The sequence below is a fragment of the Micromonospora sp. NPDC005173 genome (assembly GCF_040608515.1).
GTDB lineage: Bacteria > Actinomycetota > Actinomycetes > Mycobacteriales > Micromonosporaceae > Micromonospora.
Map to the genome: position 1 here is coordinate 24,554 of NZ_JBEXIK010000043.1, position 18,247 is coordinate 42,800.

Here is an 18,247-nt window from a genome sequence, read left to right on the forward strand (position 1 = left end):
CGGAGCGTAGGGGTCATGCGGCACGGCAAGTATCCATTCGTGATCGGGTTCCTGTTTGCCCCGGTCACGCTGTACGTGGTCTTCGTCATCGCGCCGTACGCGCAGGCGTTCCAGATCTCGATGACCAACTGGCGGGGGCTGTCGGCCCCACAGTGGGTGGGCTTCGACAACTACCGGAGGCTTCTCGACGACGGCGCCTTCTGGAAGGCGGTCCAGCACCACGGCGTACTGCTGCTTGCCCTGCCGCTGATCACCATCGCCATCGCGTTGTTCTTCGCCTTCCTGCTCAACGTGGGTGGCAAGAGCAGCGGGGGGCAACGCCAGGGGGTCTGGGGGGCGAAGTTCTACCGGGTGGTGTTCTTCTTCCCCCAGGTCCTGGCGGTGGCCATCATCGCGGTGCTGTTCCAGATGGTGTACCGGCCGAACGAGTCCGGCCTGATCAACGGCGTGTTGATGAAGCTCGGCTTCGACCCGGTGCTCTTCCTGGTCCGGCCGAACCTGGCCCTCTGGTCGATCATCGCGGTGCTGGTCTGGCAGGCCGTCGGCTTCTACGTGGTGCTCTTCTCGGCCGGGATGGCCTCCATCCCGGGTGAGATCTACGAGGCCGCCGAGATGGACGGGGCGACCAAGGTGACCCTGTTCTTCCGGGTCACGCTGCCGCTGCTCTGGGACACCCTCCAGGTGGCCTGGGTCTACCTGGGCATCGCGGCGTTCGACGCGTTCGCCATCGTCGCGGTGCTCTCGGTGGACGGCGGCGGCCCCGACGGCGCCACCACGGTGCTGGCCATGGAGATCTACCGCAACGCGTTCGTCTACTCGAAATACGGCTACGCCTCGGCCATGGGCGTGGCCCTGTTCTTCCTGACCCTCACGTTCGCGGCGCTGACGCTGCGGCTCAGCAAGCGGGAAAGCGTGGAGTACTGATGAACCCGCAGTCGACGCTGCCGCCGACGCCGGCGGCGAAACCGCCGAAGACCGGCGACCCGGGTGCCTCCGGTGGGCGAGGGCGGAAGGGCCCTCGCTCGGAGGTACGGCTCTTCGCTGGCCTGGGGCACATCGCGCTCGCCGTGTGGGCGGTGATCGTGATCGTGCCGATCCTCTGGACCTTCCTCGCCGCGTTCAAGAACACCAGCGAGATCTTCAGCAGTCCGTGGACGCTCCCGGCCGAGTTGCGGTGGGAGAACTTCGGCCGGGCCTGGACCAAGGCGAACGTCGGTCGGTACTTCCTCAACAGCGTCATCGTGGTCACGTGCAGCACCTTCGGCACGATGCTGCTCGGCTCGATGGCGGCGTACGTGCTGGCCCGGTACAAGTTCTGGGGCAACCGGGCGATCTACTACCTCTTCGTCTCGGGGTTGGCCTTCCCGGTCTTCCTGGCCCTGGTGCCGCTCTTCTTCGTGGTGAAGAACCTGGGCCTGTTGGACACCCACACCGGGGTGGTGCTGGTCTACATCGCGTACTCGCTGCCGTTCACGATCTTCTTCCTGGCCGCGTTCTTCAAGACGCTGCCGTCCTCGGTGGCCGAGGCGGGGTTGATCGACGGCTGCGGGCACACCCGGCTGTTCTTCCAGGTCATGATGCCGATGGCGAAGCCGGGCCTGATCAGCGTGGCGATCTTCAACATCATCGGTCAGTGGGCGCAGTACCAACTTCCGCTGGTGCTGCTCTCCAATTCGAAGGACAAGTGGGTGCTCACCCAGGGCATCGCAGACATCTCGGTCAACGCCGGTTACGAGGCGGACTGGTCCGGGTTGTTCGCCGCGCTGACCATCGCCATCCTGCCGATGATCATCGTGTACGCGGTCTTCCAGCGTCAGATCCAGGCCGGTCTCACCTCCGGCGCGGTGAAGTAGCCGCCGCTCAGTAGGCGCGGGTTCCGGAAAGGAGTGGTCAGGATGGCCACTCCTTCCGGGACTGCGGACGCTCGTCGGCGTGCCACGAGTGCCAGAGGGCGGCGTACGCCCCGCCGGCCGCGACGAGATCGTCGTGGCTGCCGATCTCGGTGATCCGGCCGTCCGCCAGGACGGCGACCCGGTCGGCGTCGTGCGCGGTGTTGAGCCGGTGCGCGATCGCGATGACGGTCCGCCCGACGAGCACGGCGGCCAACGCCCGCTCGGTACGCCGGGCGGTGGTCGGATCGAGCGCGGCGGTCGCCTCGTCCAGGATCAGCGTGTGCGGGTCGGCGAGCACCAGCCGGGCCAGCGCCAGTTGCTGGGCCTCGGCCGCGCCGAGTTGCCGGGCACCGTCGCCGAGCGGGCTGTCCAGGCCGTCGGGCAGCTCGGTGTACCAGTCGGCGCCCACGGTGGCCAGCGCGGCGCGCATCTGCTCGTCCGAGGCGTCCGGCGCGGCGAAGGCTAGGTTGTCGCGCACCGAGCCGATGAAGACGTGGTGCTCCTGGGTGACCAGGGCGATCCGGCGACGACGCTCGGCGGGGTCGAGGTCGGTCACTGGGCAACCACCGATGCTGACGACGCCGCGGCGCGGCGCGTCGATCCCCGCCAGCAGCCGGGCCAGGGTGGACTTGCCCGCCCCGGACGGGCCGACGACGGCCAGCCGCTCGCCGGGCCGTACCTCCAGGTCGATGCCGTGCAGCACGTCGTGCCCGCCGGCGTAGGCGAACCGCGCCTGGCGCACGACGAGCCGCTCACCCCGCGACGTGGCCGTCGTGCCGGGCGGCTCCGGCGGGACCAGGCCCACGCCGAGCACCCGGGCGAACGACGCGAAGCCGCGCTGCGCCTGCTCCGTCCACTGCAGCAGCCGGTCCAGCGGATCGATCGCCTGCTGCAGGTAGAGCGCGGCGGCGATCACCGCGCCGAGCGAGACCATCTCCCGGGAGAGCAGGTACCCGCCGACGAGCAGGACCATGGCGATCGGCAGCGGATAGCTGGCCTCCACCACCGAGAAGAACACAGTGCGCAGCGCGAGAGTCGCCCGCCGGGCCCACCACACCCGCGTGATGCGAGTGGTGCCGTGCCCGATCCGGTCGTCGGCCAGCCGCAGCGCCTCCACGGTCCGGGCACCCTCGGCGGTGGTGGTCAGCGTCTCGGTCAGTTCGGCGGCCGCCGCCCCCTCGGCGAGGTACGCGGAGGTGGCCCGCCGCAGGTACCAGCGGGTCACCGCCCAGATCGACGGCAGCCCGGCCAGCGCCGCCAGCCCGAGCAGCGGGTGGAGCAGGAAGACCGCCCCGAACAGCAACGACAGCTGCACCGACGCGATGACCATGGTGGGCACCACGTCCCGGACGGTGGTCCCGACCGTCGACACGTCGACCGAACTGCGGGTGGCCAGGTCCCCGGAGCCGGCCCGCTCGACGACCGAGACGGGCAGCCCGAGTGTCCGGTCGACGAACTCCTCGCGCAGTTCGGCGACGGCCCGCTCCCCGAACCGGTGGCCGGCGTACTGGGCGTACCGGGAGAGCAACGCGCTCACCAGGACACAACCACCGATCGCCAGCGCCAGTCGGTCCACCGTGGCCACACCCGCGCCCGCGGTGACCCGGTCGACGATGGTGCCCAGCAGCCAGGGCGGGGCGAGTCCGGCTACCGCGGCGGCGCTGTGCAGCGCCAGCACGACGCCGACCGCGCGCCGGTGCCGGCCGATCAGGTCACGCAGCGCCCGGCGGACGGTGCCGCGCTCGGCCACCGGCAGCCGGCTCACGGGTGGACCCCCGCGGCGTCGGCGGACCGGTCGATGTCGGGATCGGCGGTGCCCCGGGCCACCAGGTGCCGGTACCCGGGGTCCTGGTCGAGCAGGTCGGTGTGGGTGCCGGTGGCGACGATCCGGCCCGCCCGCAGGTGGGCGACCAGGTCGGCCCGGCTCAGCAGCAGCGGCGACGTGGCGAGCACGATGGTGGTCCGCCCGGCCCGCGCGGTACGCAGCCGGTCGGCGATCCGCGCCTCGGTGTGCGCGTCCACCGCCGATGTCGGGTCGACGAGGATCAGCACCTCCGGCTCGGCCAGCAGCGCCCGGGCCAGGCGTACCCGCTGGCGCTGACCGCCGGAGAGGGTGCGGCCTCGGGCGTCGATCACCGTGTCCAGGCCGGCCGGCAGGGCATCGACGACGTCCTCGGCCGACGCGGCCCGCAGAGCCGCGCGGATCCCGTCGTCGTCGGCCTCCGGCCGGGCATCGTGGTCGGCTCCCGACCGGGCATCGTCGTGGTGGCCGTCCGGCGGGGACAGCAGGATGTCGCGCAGCGTCCCGGCGAAGAGGTACGAGTCGTGGTCGGCGACCAGGATCCGGGCCCGGACCTCGTCCAGGGCGATTCCGGTCAGCGGCACACCGCCCCAGGTGGACTCGCTGGCCACGTACCGGCCGAGTCGATCGGCCAGTGCCAGCGCCGCCGCCGGATCGTCGGCGGCCACGCCGGTCAGCCGGCCGGTACGGACGGTCAGCCCGGTCATCGGGTCGTGCAGGTCGGCGGGGCGGTCGGGCGCGGCCCTGACATCCGGCCTTCGTGGGTCGGGCACGGTGCCCCGGCCCCGCCGACCTGGGCCGCCGACGTCGTCCGGGGTGAGCTTGAGCAGGGCCACGATCCGCCGGGCGGCGACCCGGCCGCGAATCAGCTGGTGGCTGCCCTCCAGCAGGAACCAGACCGGCACGATCAGGGTCGCCACGTAACCGTAGACGGCGACCAACTCGCCGACCGTGACGTCACCGGTCACCGCCATCCGAGCAGTGAGCCACACCACCGCCGCCAGGAACAGCCCGGGGATGGCCACCGTCGCCGCGTCGATCCAGCTGTTGACCGCGCCGACGCGGTAACCCTCGGCGAGCAGGTCCCGGGATCTGGCCGCGTACCGGCGGGCGAAGAGGTCCCGGCCGCCCACCCCGGCGAGCACTCGCAGCCCGGCCACGATGTCGCCGGATCGGGCGGTGAGCGCGCCCTGTTGCGTCCGGTAGACCGATTCCGCCCGTTCGAGGCGGCGTAGCAGCGGCCCGACGACCAGCGCGACCGCCGGCACTCCCAGCAGCACGCAGAGCGCGAGGACCGGGGAGATCGACCAGAGCAGCACGGCGATGACCGCGTACGCGACGACCGCGCCGACCCCCGGCCCGGTCAGCGTCAGCACCTGCGCCGACCAGTCGATGTCGGAGCCGCCGATGGTGGCCACCTCGCCTGCGGCGGCCCGGCGCGGCAGTACCGCGCCGATGCGGGACACCTGACGCAGCACGACGGCCGCCGAGCGGGCCTTGGCGTCCTCCCGGATGAAGGTCATCGTGCGGTGCCGCATGATGCCCAGGTACGACAGCCCGACGCCCGCCACGACGATCGCCGCGACCCAGAGTGCCAGGGCACGGGTGTCGCGTGCGCGCAGCCCGTCGTCGACGGCGCGGGCGATCAGGTAGGGCCGGAGGGACAACCCGACCATCCAGGCCGTTCCGAGCAGGCTGCCGCGCAGCACCCGCCAGGGCTGGCGGCGGACCAGCCACCAGAGATAGCGCATTGGCCCCCCGGTGTCCGGAATGCCAGGGTCGGAATGCGGGATCTGCGGGGGCACCCGTCCACGCTACCGAGCCTTCCCACGATCCACTGTCCGGTTTTCGCGCGCCCGACCGCGCGCGCCGGCCCGGTTTCGACGGATGGGCTCGGCCGATGTCACAGGGGCGAGGCAGAATCGCATCCGTGCTGGTGGCGGTGGTGTCCGACGAGCGGGGCGGGGGAGAGTTGCGCCCGCTGGATGCCGCCGGCCGGCCGTCCGGCCCGACCGAGATCGTCACCGACCTGACCGCCGCGGTGGCCAGGTGGGAGGCCGCCGGGCATCCGCGCTGGGTGTGGCCGACCGCCGGTGCGGTCTACCCGGCGCTGCTGCGGGCCGGGGTGCGCGTCGAGCGCTGCCACGATGTGGAGCTGACCGAGGCGCTGCTGCTCGGCCACGCCGGCCGCTGGGGCGAGCCACGATCGTTCGCCGCCGCCTGGGCCCGGCTCAGCGGCGCGCCGGTGCCGCCCGATCCGCCGCCGCGCCCGGCCGCTCCGCCCGGGCACGGTCAGGGCGCGCTCTTCGACGCGCTGCCCGGCCCGGCCGGCCCGGGCATCGACGCCCTGATTCAGGTGTACGCCGACCAGCTCGCCCGGATCGCCGACACCGAGCACCCGGGCCGGTTCCGGTTGCTGGTGGCTGCCGAGTCGGCCGGCGCGCTCATCGCGGTGGAGATGGGCGTCGCGGGGCTGCCCTGGCGGGCCGAGGTGCACGACGCCATCCTCGGTGAGCTGCTGGGTGAGCCGTCTCCGGTCGGCGGCCCGCCGCGCCGGCTTGCCGAGCTGGCCGCCCGGATCGCCGACGCGTTCGGCGTCCGTCGGCTGCACGCCGACTCCCCGGCGGAGCTGCTGAAGGCGTTCGCCCGGGTCGGGGTGGAGCTGCCCAACACGCGGGCCTGGGTGCTGCGTGGGGTGGACCATCCGGCGGTGCCGCTGGTTCTGGAGTACAAGGAGCTCTATCGGATCTGGACGGCGCACGGCTGGTCGTGGCGCGAGCAGTGGGTCCGTGACGGGCGGTTCCAGTCGGAGTATGTCCCGGGCGGGGTGGTCTCCGGCCGCTGGGCCACCCGGGGCGGTGGCGCTTTGCAGATCCCCAAGGTGATCCGCCGGGCGGTGGTGGCCGACCCGGGCTGGCGGCTGGTGGTCGCCGACGCCGGTCAGTTGGAGCCCCGGGTGCTGGCCGCGGTCTCGGGCGACGCCCGGCTGGCGGCGGCGGGCGGGGCCGGCGACCTGTACGCCGCACTGGCCCGGGACGCCTTCGCCGGAGACCGTGCCAAGGCCAAGGTGGCCCTGCTCGGGGCGATGTACGGGCAGACCGGCGGTTCCGCGGTGCCCGCGCTGGCGGTGTTGAAGCGCAGCTACCCGACGGCGTTCGGTTACGTCGAGGCGGCGGCGCGCACCGGTGAGGCGGGCGGGTTGGTGCGCTCCTGGCTGGGGCGCACCTGCCCGCCCGGCTCGGCGGGGTTCGGCGACCCCGATGACGTGCCGACCGACCCGGATGGCGCAGCCGACCGGCAGAGTCCTCGGGCTCGCGCCGCGCGGTCGCGGGGGCGTTTCACCCGTAACTTCGTCATCCAGGCCACCGCCGCGGAGTGGGCCTCCACGTTGCTGGCGACGCTGCGCACCGAGTTGGCCGGCACCGACGCCGAGCTGGTCTTCTTTCAGCACGACGAGGTGATCGTGCACTGTCCGGCGGCGCAGGCCGAGGCGGTGGCGGCGGCGGTGGGCCGTAGCGGTGAGCGGGCTGCGGGGCTGCTGTTCGGCGACACCCCGGTGCGGTTTCCGCTGGATCTGTCCATCGTCGACTGCTACGCCGACGCGGCATAGCGCACAATTTTCCTATTTGCCCCGCTACCCGGGGCTGGCCGCACTCGTTGCATCCGGTGTCCGTAGGACGGGATGGACCGGGTACCGCCGTGCCCGGTCCGTTCCACGGTGGAGGGGGCGCAGCTGAACCGGATCGCAGGAATGATCATCGCCGCGGGCGGGGGGCGCCGCATCGGTGGTCCCGAGGCGCTGCTGCACCAGGGGGAGAAACCCCTGGTCAACCAGATGATCGACACGATGACCGAGGCGGGCTGCGAGCAGATCGTGGTCGTGCTGGGTGCCGCCGCCGAACAGGTCCGGGAGACCGCCGACCTGGGCAAGGCAACGGTAGTGATCAACAAAGCGTGGGGCACCGGGGTCGGCTCGTCGATCCGGGCCGGCCTGGCCGCCATGGATGACGAGGGGATCGAGGCGGTGGTGGTGGTCCCGGTCGACATGCCGGGCCTGACCGCGGTCGCGGTCCGGCGGGTGGCCGCGCTGCCGTACCCGGATGTGCTGGTCTGCGCCACCTACGACGGGCTGCGCGGCTACCCGATGCTCTTCGGCCGTCGGCACTGGTCCGGCATCGCCACCCTGGCCAGCGCCGACGTGGGTGCCCGGCCCTACCTGTTGGCGCACAAGGACCAGATCGTCGACATCGCGTGCGACTCGGTGGCCGACGGCAGCCGGGTCGACACCCCGGAGCTGATGGCGCTCTACGGGCTCACCGTTCCGCCGCAGCGCGTCGGCGTCTGAGCGCCGGTCGAACCGGGCCGTGGCCGCGCCATGACCCGGCCGGCCGGCCGGCCGGGCGGGCAGTTGCCCGTCGGGTCGGCCGGCGCGGGGATGACCCGGCGGCTGCCGTCAGTCCGTCGGCTGGTCCGGCGTCCCGGTCTCGACCAGGCGCCGGTACCAGTGCGCACTGTCCTTCCAGGTGCGCTCCTGGGTGTCGTAGTCAACCCGGATGATCCCGAACCGCCGGTCGTAGCCGTAGCCCCACTCGAAGTTGTCCAGCAGCGACCAGACGAAGTAGCCCCGGACGTCCGCGCCCTGTTCGCGGGCATCCGCGATGGCGGCGATGTGCCGGCGAAGGTAGTCGACACGCCGCTCGTCGTGGACCGTGCCGTCGGTCGACACGACGTCGTCGAACGCCGCGCCGTTTTCGGTGATCATCAGGGGCTGGCCCGGGTACTCCTGGCGTAGCCGCAGCAGCAGGCCGGTCAGCGCGGCCGGGTCGATGTTCCAGCCCATCGCCGTGTGCGGGCCGGGCTGGGGCAGGAAGTCGACGTCGTCGGCGCCCACCCACGGTGAGTGCGCCGAGGCGCCGTGACCGTCGGCGTCCGACCGGGCCGAGTGCCCGTCCCAGGCGCGGACCAGGGTGCTGGAGTAGTAGTTGACGCCGAGCACGTCCAGCGGCACGGCGGCCACCTTCTCGTCGCCGTCGCGGACGAACGACCAGTCGGTGACGCTCGCCGTGTCGGCCAGCAGGTCGGCCGGGTACGCCCCGTCGAGCATCGGCCCGAGGAACGACCGGTTGGCCAGCGCGTCGATGCGCCGCACCGCGTCGGCGTCCGCTGCCGAGTCCGACTCCGGGCGGATCACGTGCAGGTTCAGCGTCACCGAGAGTTCGGCCGTCGGCGCCAACTCCCGCACCACCCGCCCGGCCAGGCCGTGCGCCAGGTTGAGGTGGTGCACCGCCGCCAGCGCGGCGGCCGGTTCGGTACGCCCCGGGGCGTGCACGCCGGAGGCGTAGCCCAGGTACGCCGAGCACCACGGCTCGTTCAGCGTTGTCCAGGTGTGCACCCGGTCGCCGAGCGCGGCGACGATCCCGCGCGCGTACTCCTCGAAGCGCAGCGCGGTCTCCCGCGCCGGCCACCCGCCGGCGTCCTCCAGCTCCTGCGGCAGGTCCCAGTGGTACATGGTGGCCACCGGGTGGACCCCGCGCTCCAGCAGGCCGTCCACGAGCCGCGAGTAGAAGTCCAGGCCGGCCTGGTTGAACCGGCCGGCGCCACCCGGCTGCACCCGCGGCCAGGAGATGGAGAACCGGTACGCGCCCAGGCCCAGCCCGGCGATGTGGTCCAGGTCCTGCGGCCAGCGGTGGTAGTGGTCGGCGGCCACGTCACCGGTGTCGCCGTTGTACGTCCGACCGGGGGTGTGGCTGTAGGTGTCCCAGATGGACGGCCCGCGGCCGTCCTCGGTGGCGGCGCCCTCGATCTGGTACGCCGCCGTGGCCGAGCCCCAGACGAAGCTCTCCGGGAAGGTACGGGACGTCATCGCGCCGCCACCTCGGTCCCGGCCACCACGCAGTGGTACGCCGACGAGGCGCCCGCCACCAGTTCGGCGGTGGCGACGCCGTCGCGGAAGCTCACCTCGAACTCCGTTCCGGGCCCGTCCCCGGGCGACGGGATCCGTACCCGTTGGCGTTGCCCCTCCGCCGGTGTGTAGAGCCGCAGTTGCACGCCGTCCGCCCATTCGTAGTCCGGCCGGTCGGAGCGCGCCCCGAACGGGATGATCGCGCCCGGCCGGGCGAGCACCGGGACGCTGTCGAACTCGTGCTTCTCGGTGACCCAGGCCGGGCCGGTGAGCTGCGCGCCGGTGACCAGGTGGGTCCAGGTGCCGGCGGGCACGTAGAAGGTGACCTCCCCGTCGGCGCTGAGCACCGGCGCGACCAGCACGTCGGAGCCGAGCATGTACTGCCGGTCCAGGTGCGCCGCGGCCGGGTCGTCCGGGAACTCCAGGATCATCGGCCGCATCATCGGCACCCCGTCGCGTTGCGCCTCCTGCGCCGCGCCCGCGAGGTACGGCATCAGGCTGAGCTTGAGCCGGGTGAAGTGCCGCAGCACGTCTACCGCCTCCTCGTCGTACGCCCACGGGACCCGGTACGAGCCGGAGCCGTGCAGGCGGGAGTGCGAGGAGAGCAGCCCGAAGGCGATCCACCGCTTGAACACCGTCGGGTCGGGGGTGCCCTCGAAGCCGCCGATGTCGTGGCTCCAGTAGCCGAAGCCGGACGCGGCCAGGGACAGCCCGCCGCGCAGCGACTCGGCCATCGCCACGAACGTCGACTCGCAGTCGCCACCCCAGTGCACCGGGAACTGCTGGCCTCCGGTGGTGGCCGAGCGGGCGAACAGCACCGCCTCGCCCTTTCCGCGCTCGGCCTCCAGCAGTTCGAAGACCGCCTTGTTGTAGAGGTAGGAGTAGTAGTTGTGCATCCGCTGCGGGTCGGACCCGTCGTGCCACACCACGTCGGTCGGAATGCGTTCACCGAAGTCGGTCTTGAAGCAGTCGACGCCCATGTCCAGCAGCGCCTTGAGCTTGCCGGTGAACCAGCGGACCGCGTCCGGGTTGGTGAAGTCGACCAACGCCATGCCGGCCTGCCACTTGTCCCACTGCCAGACCGACCCGTCGGCGTTGCGGACCAGGTAGCCGGCCTCGCGGCCCTCCTCGAACAGGTACGAGCGCTGCGCGATGTAGGGGTTGATCCAGACGCACACCTTCAGGTCGCGCTCGTGCAGCCGGCGCAGCATCCCCTCCGGGTCGGGGAAGGTCGCCGGGTCCCAGACGAAGTCGACCCAGTGGAACTGGCGCATCCAGAAGCAGTCGAAGTGGAACACCGACAGCGGCAGGTTGCGCTCGGCCATCCCGTCGACGAACTCGGTCACCGTCTTCTCGTCGTACGAGGTGGTGAACGACGTGGACAGCCACAGCCCGTACGACCAGGCGGGAACCCGGGCGGGTCGGCCGGTCAGCGCGGTGTAGCGGCGCAGCACGTCCTTCGGGGTGGGCCCGTCGATGACGTAGTAGGTGAGCGACTGGCCCTCGACGCTGAACTGGGTCTGCGTGACGACCTCTGAGCCGACCTCGAATGAGACGTGCTCCGGGTGGTCCACGAACACCCCGTAGCCGGCACTGCTCAGGTAGAACGGCACGTTCTTGTACGCCTGCTCGCTGGCGGTGCCGCCGTCGGCGTTCCAGATGTCGACGGTCTGGCCGTTCTTCACGAACGGGCCGAACCGCTCGCCCAGCCCGTACACCGTCTCGCCGACACCGAGGGCGAGCCGCTCGTGTACGTGCCGGCGGCCCTCGCCGTCGGTGACGATGCCGACGCTGCGCCCGGTGGACGCGGTGACCAGCCGGTCGCCGTGCAGGAAGTCGACCCGCCACCCGTCGATGAGCGCGACCCGGGCGGTCAACTCGCCGGTGGTCAGCGACGCGCTGATCCCGGTGACGTCGACGTGGATCGGGTGCTCGTCGTCGGTGGCCAGCCCGAAGTGCGGCTCCTGGGGCAGCCCGCCGCTGTGGTGGCCGATGGTCACGCCGACGACGCCGGGGGCGGGGGAGAAGAACCGGACGGTGACCACCGGCCGGTTGAGGGTGTCGCCGCGTCCGGTGATCTGACCGGCCGGCGCGAAGACGGTGAAGCCGCGCTCGTCCGGCTCGACCGATTCCACTGTGCCGGGGCGCAGCACGCTGACCCCCGGGCGCAGTTGCCAGTACCCGTCGGTGAACTTCACTTCTCGGCTCCTGCCGTGATGCCGCGCGCCAGAGTGCGCTGGAAGATGAGGAAGAAGATGATGGCCGGCACCAGGCTGATCAGCGCGCCGGCGTTGGTGGTCGGGGCGTCCATCAGGCGGTCGCCCTGCAACGACGCGAGCGCGACCGGGATGGTCTGCGTCTGGTTGTCGATCAGCATGACCAGCGGGATCAGGAACTCGTTCCAGGTCCAGATGAAGAAGAAGATGAGCAGCACCGCGAGGGTGGGCCGCAGGTTGGGGAAGACCACCCGCCACAGGATCGTCCACTTGCCGGCGCCGTCCAACGAGGCGGCCTCCAGCAGTGAGCGCGGGAACGTGCTCATCACCGAGGCGAGCAGGTAGGTGCCGAACGCGCTCTGGATGACGGTGAAGATGATGATCACCGAGAGTTGCGTGTTGTAGAGGCCGACCTGCTTCGCGACGTAGTAGAGCGGGTAGATCAACGCTTCCTGCGGCAGCATGTTCGCCAGCAGGAAGAGCCCGACGATCCAGAGGCGTCCGCGGACCCGGCCGATGCCCAGGGCGTACGCGTTGAGCAGTGAGACTGCCACGCCGAGCACCGCCACGGAGCCGGCGATGAGCGTGGAGTTCCAGAGCTTCAGCGGGAAGTTCACTGTGGTCCAGTACGTCCGCAGACCCGTGGTGTAGAACTCCGTCGGCCAGCTCAGCGGGCCGCCGTTGGAGTAGTCGCTGGGCGATTTGAACGCGTTGAGCAGCATGAACGCGAACGGCACCAGCATCACCAGCGCGCCCAGCGTGACCAGGGCGAGCACCACCCAGCGGCTGACGCCGCGGTGGTGCCGGTCGCGGACCGGACGGGTCCGGGGCGGGGCGGGCGCGCGGTCCGCCGGAGTGAGCTTGACGGCCATGTCAGATCCCCCGGTCCCGGCGCTCGCTGCGGTACTGCATCCAGATGAACAGCACGGCCACCACCACGATGATCAGGGTGAGCACTGTGGAGATCGCGGAGCCGTAGCCGACCTGGAGCTTCTTGAAGAACGTGTAGTACGCGAAGTACGAGGGCACGTTGGTGGCGTTCTCCGGGCCACCCCGGGTCAGGGCGAAGATCGGCCCGAACACCTTCAACGCCGCGATGGTGCAGGTCAGGGCCACCACGAAGGTCTCCGGCCGGATCTGCGGAAGGGTGATCGCCCGGAACCGGTGGACCCAGTTCGCGCCGTCGACCTCGGCCGCCTCGTACAGCTCGGGGTCGACCCGTTGCAGCGCCGCCATGAAGACGACCACCGGGTAGCCGATCTGCACCCAGATCATCACCGCCATCACGGCGGGCAGCGCGGTGTCCGGGTCGCCGAGCCAGTCATGGCGTAGCGCGCCGAGACCGACCGCGTCGAGCAGACTGTTGAACGCGCCGTCGGGGCGCAGGATCCAGCCCCAGACGATGCCGGCCACCACGACGGGCAGCACCTGCGGGAGGTAGAACGCGGCCCGCAGCGCGGCGGCGGTACGCGGCCGGAACCGGCGGCCGATGATGTCGAAGAGCACCGAGGCGAGCACCAGCCCGAGCAGGGTGGGCACCACCACCATCGCGATGAGCATCGCGACGGTGTTCCGGAACGACGCCCAGAACACCTCGTCGTGCAGCAACTGCTGGTAGTTGTCCAGGCCGACCCAGGTGGGGTCGCCGACCCCGGACCACTTGGTCAGCGACAGGTAGCCGGTGCCGACCAGCGGTGCGCCGATGACCAGGATGAAGAGCACCGCTCCGGGGAGCAGGTAGAGCCAGTACGAGGCGTTGCGGCCGCGACGTTTCCGGCCTGGCGCGGGCTGAGTCGGTGTCGTCGCCGGGTGTGCGGCGGCGACGGTCTCGGAGACTGCCATGGAAGATCCTTCCCGGCGGGGCGGGCGGGCGCGCCGGTCGTGCCGGTCACGCCCGCCGCTCGCCGTGTCACTTGCCGGTGATCTCCTTGACGCCGTCGGCGTACGGCTTGGCGATCGAGTCGAGGACTTGGTCGGGCGACTTGGAGCCGTTGATCAGGCCCTGGAAGCCGGAGACCAGCACGTCGTAGTAGCCGGGAACCGGCCAGTCCGGGTAGAAGGCGAGGCCGTCCTGCTTGCTGACCGTGTTGAAGTCCTCGATCAGCTTGCGGTCCTTGGGGTCGCTGATCTTCGCCGGGTCAGCGGCGACGGGCACGCCACCGTTGTTGCCGATCAGGTCCTGGATCTCCGGACGCAGGGTGATGTCGATGAAGTCGTATGCCAGGCCCTTGGCCTTGCTGGTCGCCGGGACCACCCAGAGGTTGCCGGACGAGCCGGCCTGCAGGGTGTTGCCGGGGAAGAGGAAGGTGTCCCAGTTGGCCTTCATCTCGGCCTTGAAACGGCCGTACCACCAGCTGCCGGAGACGATCATCGGGGTCTTGCCGCCGATGAACGCGGTGCCCATGTCCTCGGCCTTCAGGCTCGCCGAGTCCTTGGCGACGTAGCCCTTCTTCACCCAGTCGGCGAAGGTCTCCGCGCCGGACTTCAGCGGGTCGGCCTTGAAGTCGACCGGATTCTTGTAGAGCTGGTAGTTGTCGACGAACTGCCGGTCCGCCTTGGCCAGCGCCAACTGGTAGAAGAGCTGACCGGCCGGGTACTCGGCGCCCGCCATGCCCAGCGGGGTGACGCCCTTGCCGACGAAGGTGTCCATCGCGGAGGTCATCTCGGCCATGGTGGTCGGGACCTTGATGCCGTGCTGCTGGAAGAGGTCCTTGTTGTAGTAGACCGTCACGTACTCGCCGTAGTTCGGCACGCCGAACCAGTTGCCCGAGCCCATCACGCCCTTGTCGCTGTAGCGGGCGGTGGTCTGCAGGCTGGGGCTGAGCTTGCCGGCCCAGCCGCGCTTGTCGGCCTCGGCGGTCAGGTCGGTGAGCAGGCTCTGGGAGGAGAGCAGGCCGGCGGTCGCGTTGCCCTTGTTGTACTCCATCACGTCCGGACCCTCGGACGAGTTGATGATCATGCCGGCGTTCTGCTGGATCTGCTCGAACGCCTTGCGCTCGAAGCGCACCTCGACGCCCGGGTGCTCGGCCTTGAAGATCTCGATCGACCGGTCCCAGGCGACCCCCATTGCACTGTTGGCGCTCTCGTAGTGCCACAGTTTGAGGGTCTTGGCCCCGCTGTCGTCCCCGCTGTCCCCACCGCCGCACGCGGCCATGGTGGTCGTCGCGGTCGCTGCCAGGGCGAGCGCGGCGACGATTCGGCGGAATCGCTGCATTGCTATCCTCCTCATTGAGTATCTAGCCGGTACTTCACTGGGCCCGTCGTCGCGTTGCAGCGCGGCGGCGGGCCGTTTTAGCTGGTCAATCCCCGTCGGTCGGTGACCGCCCGGGTGCGTCCGGTGCTGGCTGTCGTGGCACGGCGGTCGATCCCCGGACTTCCAGCGCGCATGGCAGCAGTTGCTGGTGGCGCTCGTCGCCGGACCCGTCCAGGTGGCGCAGCAGCGCCTCGATGGCGATCCGACCCATGGCCGAACCGGGAGACGTCATCGCGGTCAACGCCGGGGTGGCCAGCTCGGCGACCTGCCGTGAGGTGACCATCGAGACGACCGAGACGTCCTCGGGCACCGAGAGCCCTCGGCCGGTCAGCTCGCCGAGGATGCCGAAGATCGCGGTCTCGTTCATGGCCAGCACGGCGGTCAGCTCCGGGGCCTGCGCGAACGCGGCGGCCAGGGCCGCCCGCCCGCCCGCGGCGCTGTCCTCGGCCGGGATCATCACCGGCTCCAGGCCGTGCCCGGCCATCGCCGACACGAAGGCGTCCCGGGTACGCAGCGCGGGGCCGTAGCCGCTGGCCAGGGTGGCGGCCGAGTGGTTGACGTAGACGATGCTCCGGTGGCCCAGCCCGACCAGGTGGGCGACGGCCTCCCGCACGGTCTGCTCGAAGTCGATATCGACGTAGGAGAGCGCGGTGGTGTCGCCGGTGCGGCCGATCAGGACCAGCGGTACGCCGGCCTCCTGGAGCACGGTGACCCGCTCGTCGGCGAGCTGCACCTCCATCAGCACGACCCCGTCGAGCATCCGCTGGCTGGCCAGCCGCCGCAGGTCGTCGAGGTCGCCGCCGCCGACCGGCGAGAGCACCAGGTGGTAGCCGGCGGCGCTGGCTGCGGCGGCGGCGCCGGTGACGAAGGCGGTCTCGGTCGCACCGAGGCCGCGCTCGTCCATCGGCATCAGCAGGCCCAGGATCCGGCTGCGCCGGCTGGCCAGGCCGCGGGCCATCGCGTTGGGCTGGTAGTCCAGCTCGGCCATCGCGGCGAGCACCTTGTCCCGGGTGGCCTGGGAGATCGGCCGGGTGCCGGTGAGCACGTACGACACGGTGCTGACCGAGACCTGGGCGAGGCGGGCGACGTCGTGCATGGTGGCCATCGCGCACCTCCTCCGGCCGGGCGTGGGATCGCTCCCGAATGATCGTCGAAGCGTTTCGACGAAGCGTTTCGACAGACGCTAGGCCACCCGTTACGACGACGTCAATAGCCGATGTCGAAAAGAAGTCGGGCCGCTCTGAGACTCCTCGGTACCGCCCGCACCTGGCCCGCGCCGCGTCCCTCACCCGCCCCTTGGTGGCGCGCCGAACGCCATGGTCACGCTCGATCCTGGATGTAGTCGCCTCGTACCGCACCGGAGGCCACTACATCCAGGATCGAGCACGATCTTGGATGCGACGGCACCCGACGGGCCGCACCCGACGGCGATGCCCCGCCCACCCGCCGGGCGGCGGCCGCGGGGTCAGGAGAGGTCGAACAGGGCGGCGGCGCTGTCCCAGCAGACCGCGCGCAGCCAGTCGTCGCCCAGGTCCAGCCGGGCCAGCCCGGTCAACTGATCGGCGTACGGGTAGGGGATGTTCGGGAAGTCGCTGCCCAGCAGTACCTTGCCCGCCAACCCCAGGTCGCGCAGCCGGGGCAGCTCGTCGGCCGGGAAGGGTACGAACCGGTCGAAGAACGGGGTGAACGCCATCGTGGTGTCCAGCCGGACCCGCTCGTACGCCTCGGCGAGGTCCAGGAACGCCCGGTAGTCGGGGGCGCCGAGGTGCGCCACCACGGCGGTCAGCCGGGGGTGGCGGGCCAGCAGGGCGGCGAACGGCTCCGGTCCGGTGTGCGTGGTCCCCACCGGGGCGTGCCCGGCGTGCACCACCACGGGCACACCCGCGTCGGCGAGCATCCCCCATACCCGGTCGAGGTCCGGGTCAGTCGGCGAGAACCCGCCGACCTGCACGTGCACCTTGAACAGCCGGGCCCCGCCGATCAGCGCGGCCTCGACATAACCGGGAGCGTCCGGCTCCGGAAAGAACGTGGCCGAGGGCAGGCAGCCCGGTGTGGTCCGGGCGAACTCCAGCGTCCAGCGGTTCAGCTCCGCCGCCATGCCCGGTCGGTGCGGGTACGCCAGCGCGCCGAACGCCCGTACCCCGAGCCGGCGCAGGTGCGCCACCCGGTCGGCGTCGCTCCACCGGTAGCGGATGGGCCACTCGGTGCCGACCAGCGGCCCCGCGGCGTCGAAGTACTCCCACACCCGGCGCAGCAGCCGCGGTGGCAGGAAGTGCACGTGCACGTCGGCCAGCCCGGGCAGCCCGAGCGCGCGCCAGAACTCCGGCACCTGCTCATCCGCTGCTGGCGGTGACTGCTGCGGCGCCGGGTCGGTCATATCTCGATGTTGAACCGTTGCAGCACCGAAGGAGCGATCAGACCCGCGGTGGAGAGCAACGCGACCACGGTCAGGACGGCGCGCAGCACGACCACCTCGGTCTTGCTGCCGGTACGCAGCGCGATGCTGTTCGGCAGGCCGATCATCGTCCACATCCGCCGTCTGATCGGGATCGGCCAGAGGATCGGCACCCCGGCCCGGGTGATCATGTCGCCGAGGATGTGCACGAAGCAGCCCACCCCCACGGCCACGCCGATCAGCGGATAGCCGCGCCCGCCCGGGAGGTTGACGAAGGTGAACCAGGCCGCCCCGGCCGAGGCGAGGGTCACGATCACCCAGCCGGCCCGCTCAGCCCAACCGTCGAACAGCCCGCGCAGAGCCAGGCCGAACATGAAGAACAGGATGGTGATCACCGCCCACTTGCCGTACGCGGTGCAGAGCGCGGTGGTGCCCCAGCCGACCAGCAGGGTGAACGGGATGGTGTGCGTCAGCGTCCGGTGCCCGTTGTTGCGCCGGGGATCCTTGCTGAGCTTCGTCGCGTAGTAGACCCCGAGCGAGATCTTCTCCATCACCTCGGCGACGAAGAGCGAGAAGACCCCGAAGGTGCGGGCCACGGTGGCGCCGCCCTGGTTGCGGGTCACCTTGCCCGACAGGTCGAGGTCGGGAAAGAGCGCGCCGCCGGCGCACACGGCGGTGCCCACCGCCAACGCGAGCGGCGATTGCTGGTAGTCAGCGAACTGGTCCAGTGCCCAGGACCCGGCCAGCCATACCGCCGCGCCAGACAGCGCGTGCGACGGTCCCATCAT

The 18,247-nt window shown here is 71.2% G+C and carries 14 protein-coding genes; 4 read left to right on the forward strand and 10 right to left on the reverse strand.

Annotation, left to right across the window (positions count from 1 at the left end; translation table 11 throughout):
- The first annotated feature begins 15 nt into the window (after positions 1 to 15).
- Both ABZV00_RS30585 and ABZV00_RS30590 read left to right on the forward strand, forming a co-directional pair.
- Positions 16 to 924 carry a sugar ABC transporter permease gene (locus tag ABZV00_RS30585; protein WP_328418655.1) on the forward strand — a complete coding sequence of 303 codons (909 nt, stop codon included), beginning with the start codon at positions 16 to 18 and terminating at the stop codon, positions 922 to 924.
- A complete protein-coding gene (locus ABZV00_RS30590) occupies positions 924 to 1,853 on the forward strand; it encodes a carbohydrate ABC transporter permease (protein WP_355612559.1) in 930 nt (309 codons plus the stop codon). The genes ABZV00_RS30585 and ABZV00_RS30590 overlap by 1 nt, the downstream gene beginning before the upstream one ends.
- A 37-nt stretch (positions 1,854 to 1,890) precedes the next feature.
- On the opposite strand, the gene ABZV00_RS30595 is transcribed toward ABZV00_RS30590, so the two are convergent.
- The gene (locus tag ABZV00_RS30595; protein WP_355612562.1) at positions 1,891 to 3,657 is read right to left on the reverse strand and encodes an ABC transporter ATP-binding protein; all 1,767 of its coding nucleotides are present in this window, start codon (positions 3,655 to 3,657) and stop codon (positions 1,891 to 1,893) included.
- Positions 3,654 to 5,444 (reverse strand): ABC transporter ATP-binding protein, encoded by a 1,791-nt coding sequence (locus ABZV00_RS30600; RefSeq protein WP_355612613.1) that lies wholly within the window; start codon positions 5,442 to 5,444, stop codon positions 3,654 to 3,656. Before ABZV00_RS30600 ends, ABZV00_RS30595 begins: the two co-directional genes overlap by 4 nt.
- A 149-nt stretch (positions 5,445 to 5,593) precedes the next feature.
- Here ABZV00_RS30600 and ABZV00_RS30605 point away from each other — a divergent pair, with 149 nt between their 5' ends.
- Positions 5,594 to 7,303: a bifunctional 3'-5' exonuclease/DNA polymerase gene (locus ABZV00_RS30605; RefSeq protein ID WP_355612565.1), complete on the forward strand. Its 1,710-nt coding sequence runs from the start codon at positions 5,594 to 5,596 to the stop codon at positions 7,301 to 7,303.
- Between the two features lie 141 nt (positions 7,304 to 7,444).
- Positions 7,445 to 8,038: an NTP transferase domain-containing protein gene (locus ABZV00_RS30610; RefSeq protein ID WP_328426735.1), complete on the forward strand. Its 594-nt coding sequence runs from the start codon at positions 7,445 to 7,447 to the stop codon at positions 8,036 to 8,038.
- A gap of 108 nt (positions 8,039 to 8,146) precedes the next feature.
- Here the strand turns inward: ABZV00_RS30610 and ABZV00_RS30615 are convergent, their stop codons facing one another.
- The 8 genes from ABZV00_RS30615 to ABZV00_RS30650 all read right to left on the reverse strand — a co-directional run bounded on the left by ABZV00_RS30615 (position 8,147) and on the right by ABZV00_RS30650 (position 18,247).
- Positions 8,147 to 9,556, reverse strand: a complete 1,410-nt coding sequence (locus tag ABZV00_RS30615) for a GH1 family beta-glucosidase (protein ID WP_355612568.1) — start codon at positions 9,554 to 9,556, stop codon at positions 8,147 to 8,149.
- Positions 9,553 to 11,793: an alpha-xylosidase gene (yicI, locus tag ABZV00_RS30620; protein WP_328418650.1), complete on the reverse strand. Its 2,241-nt coding sequence runs from the start codon at positions 11,791 to 11,793 to the stop codon at positions 9,553 to 9,555. Before yicI ends, ABZV00_RS30615 begins: the two co-directional genes overlap by 4 nt.
- Positions 11,790 to 12,683 (reverse strand): carbohydrate ABC transporter permease, encoded by an 894-nt coding sequence (locus ABZV00_RS30625; RefSeq protein ID WP_355612573.1) that lies wholly within the window; start codon positions 12,681 to 12,683, stop codon positions 11,790 to 11,792. Before ABZV00_RS30625 ends, yicI begins: the two co-directional genes overlap by 4 nt.
- 1 nt (position 12,684) lies before the next feature.
- Complete coding sequence (locus tag ABZV00_RS30630; protein ID WP_328418648.1) at positions 12,685 to 13,653, reverse strand: sugar ABC transporter permease; 969 nt, start codon at positions 13,651 to 13,653, stop codon at positions 12,685 to 12,687.
- A gap of 67 nt (positions 13,654 to 13,720) precedes the next feature.
- The gene (locus tag ABZV00_RS30635) at positions 13,721 to 15,025 is read right to left on the reverse strand and encodes an extracellular solute-binding protein (protein ID WP_355612577.1); all 1,305 of its coding nucleotides are present in this window, start codon (positions 15,023 to 15,025) and stop codon (positions 13,721 to 13,723) included.
- Positions 15,026 to 15,110: 85 nt separating this feature from the next.
- Positions 15,111 to 16,169, reverse strand: a complete 1,059-nt coding sequence (locus tag ABZV00_RS30640; RefSeq protein WP_355612580.1) for a LacI family DNA-binding transcriptional regulator — start codon at positions 16,167 to 16,169, stop codon at positions 15,111 to 15,113.
- Positions 16,170 to 16,529: 360 nt separating this feature from the next.
- The gene (locus tag ABZV00_RS30645; protein WP_355612583.1) at positions 16,530 to 17,441 is read right to left on the reverse strand and encodes an amidohydrolase family protein; all 912 of its coding nucleotides are present in this window, start codon (positions 17,439 to 17,441) and stop codon (positions 16,530 to 16,532) included.
- Positions 17,438 to 18,247: a metal-dependent hydrolase gene (locus ABZV00_RS30650; protein WP_328418644.1), complete on the reverse strand. Its 810-nt coding sequence runs from the start codon at positions 18,245 to 18,247 to the stop codon at positions 17,438 to 17,440. The genes ABZV00_RS30645 and ABZV00_RS30650 overlap by 4 nt, the downstream gene beginning before the upstream one ends.